Here is a 2716-nt window from a genome sequence, read left to right as displayed (position 1 = left end):
ACAACTATTTGGTACAAATAGTTAGTTTTGCACACACCTGTGCGGATAACGGGATAAGTTTAGATTCAGTTATTTCCAAATTAGGACTAGTAGCTTAAATTTTTCCTATTTAGTGCACAAGTCTAGTAAATAATATAAATTACGAAACACTAACTAACGCTGAGGTGTTAAAACATGGAAGAAAGCGTTAGAACGAAAGGTAACACTTGGTACTACAGATATTATGTATTTGTAGACGGAGAGAAAAAACAAATTGAGAGGAAGGGAGACTCAACCAAACGTGAAGCTTTAGAAAAACTAAATGAAGAGATTTATAAAAATAATAATGGCTTCGAAAGACCAAAAGAGACTTTACTTAAAGTTTATCTTGATATGTGGATAGAGGATTTTATAAAACCAACAAAAAGTGTCAACACATATTCTAGTTATAAGAACAGTATTGATAAATATATTTCACCATTTTTAGGCAATTTAAAACTATGTGAAATAAAACCTATTCATATAGAAAAGTTCTTAGCAAATTTACGAAAAGTAAAAAGTCCACAAAATCCAGGAAGTAATTTAAGCCCAACGACAATCCAAAAACATTATCTTGTTTTACAAGCTTCTTTAAACAAAGCTTTAAAGCTGCAGATGATAAGTATAAATCCATGCCAATTTACTGATACGCCTAAAAGAAGTAAATACAAATCAAATATTTTAACCTTAGATGAAGTATCGCAAATATATTCTAAACTTGATACAAGAAAATATGATGATTATTTATTTTTTTTAGGTATGTCATTAACAATAGAAACTGGATTAAGACGGGGTGAAATGTGCGGATTACAATGGAGCGACATTGATTTCGATAATAAAACCTTAAGCTGTAACAATGCTCTTATAAGGGAAGAAAACATATATACAATATCCGATTTAAAAACTCCAACATCTTATAGAGATTTACCATTAAGTGATGAAATTATAAAGCTCTTAAAAGAACATAAAATATTGCAAATGCAAAACAAACTTAAATATGGGCAATTTTATATAAAAAATAAATTTGATAATATGGAATATGATTTGGTTTTCACCAAAGAAGATGGAGAATTCTTAATTCCCTCTAGATTCCTCCAAAGAATAAAAAGATTATGTAAATATTGCGGAATAGAAAAAAATATTCGCTGGCATGATCTGAGACACAGTAATGCGACTATACTTTTAAAGAATAAGGTATCAATGAAAATAATACAGGAACGGTTAGGTCATTCCATAATGCAGACAACATCAGATATTTATACTCATGTAACAAAAGAAATGAATACTGAAGCTACAGATATTATATCAAATGTTTTGTATACAAAAAAAGTAAGGGAAAATACCACTATGGTATTCCTCAAATCCTTGCAATTACTTGTTGCGAGATAAGCCATAAGCCGAGTTCTGTATTCAAACAAAGTTGTACTTTTCTTCATTTTATCTTAATTGTTTTTAATTTAACATATCTTAATTTCTCATAAACTCTAGCTTTTTCAAATTTAATTCAATGCAATTATAAATAGTTAAAATTAATTATTTATTTTTTAAATGGGCAAAATGTGGGCAAATATTTTCTATTTAAATGATCTAAATATTCCAAGAAGCTTACCTAATATTTTGCAATCATCAACTAAAATTGGTTTCATAGAATCATTTTCTGGTTGAAGCCTAATATGGTCTTTTTCTTTAAAAAATCTTTTTATGGTAATAACATCATTTATAAGTGCTACTACTATATCACCATTTATAACATTTTCTGTATTCTCTATAATAGCTAAATCTTTATCTCTAATTCCGATATTAACCATACTTTGTCCAGAAACTCTAAGCATGAAAAGTTCATTATCATGTTTTATATAATCTAATGGTATGGGGAACATATCTTCTATATTTTCAGGTGAAAGTATTGGTAGTCTTTTTTTAATTTTACCTATAATTGGTATATCTATCATTTCTTTTTTGGGTACTGAAATCTCTACTATTTCTAAAGCTCTTGGCTTAGTTGGATCTCTTTTTATTAGCCCTTTTTTCTCTAATCTTTGTAAATGTCCATGAACTGTTGAAGTTGAAGACAACGATACTGCTTTACAAATTTCTCTCACCGTAGGTGGGTATCCTTTACTTTCTGTATAACCTTTTAAAAATTCATATATTTCAGCTTGCCTATTTCTTTCGCATTCCATTATCTACACCTCACTATTATAATACAAATCTACATATATATTCTTCTCTTTTACTGCTTCAAATAGAATATATATTCGTGCGAACTTATGTTTGTTCATATAATTTTACTACTTTTAGATTGTTTTGTAAATAGCATCTCAATACTGTCAACAAAACAGCATTTCTTTAATTATTTATTACCAATAGGAGGTGTGTCACAATAACTTATCAATTTTGTTACCTAGATATTACATTTCATGTGACATAGATCAAATAAGTTATTTCAATGGTTACAGCGATTTCCTTTAATTATTGGTAAAATTTTGATGTTACATGCCTAAGCCTAGTGTTCATACGCCTTTATATGTATTTATATATATATTGTAATATAATATAAATATATTATATACTAGACTTGTGCACTAAATAGGAAAAATTTAAGCTACTAGTCCTAATTTGGAAATAACTGAATCTAAACTTATCCCGTTATCCGCACAGGTGTGTGCAAAACTAACTATTTGTACCAAATAGTTGT

Annotated in this window: 2 protein-coding genes; one reads left to right on the top strand and one right to left on the bottom strand. The window is 28.2% G+C overall.

What is annotated here, in order from left to right; all coding sequences use genetic code 11:
• Nucleotides 1–174: 174 nt before the first annotated feature.
• Nucleotides 175–1407 (top strand): tyrosine-type recombinase/integrase, encoded by a 1233-nt coding sequence (locus tag CLPUN_RS05675; RefSeq protein WP_077846356.1) that lies wholly within the window; start codon nucleotides 175–177, stop codon nucleotides 1405–1407.
• A 185-nt stretch (nucleotides 1408–1592) separates the two neighbouring features.
• On the opposite strand, the gene lexA is transcribed toward CLPUN_RS05675, so the two are convergent.
• On the bottom strand, nucleotides 1593–2201 hold the full coding sequence (gene lexA, locus CLPUN_RS05670; protein ID WP_077846355.1) for a transcriptional repressor LexA: 609 nt from the start codon (nucleotides 2199–2201) through the stop codon (nucleotides 1593–1595).
• Between the last annotated feature and the right edge of the window lie 515 nt (nucleotides 2202–2716).

It is taken from the genome of Clostridium puniceum (assembly GCF_002006345.1).
GTDB lineage: Bacteria > Bacillota > Clostridia > Clostridiales > Clostridiaceae > Clostridium > Clostridium puniceum.
This window is presented reverse-complemented; position numbering and strand designations above follow the sequence as displayed.

Excerpts from the sequence above, each read along its gene's own strand:
- lexA (WP_077846355.1), bottom strand. The coding sequence starts at position 2,201 with ATGGAATGCGAAAGAAATAGGCAAGCTGAAATATATGAATTTTTAAAA.
- CLPUN_RS05675 (WP_077846356.1), top strand. The coding sequence starts at position 175 with ATGGAAGAAAGCGTTAGAACGAAAGGTAACACTTGGTACTACAGATAT.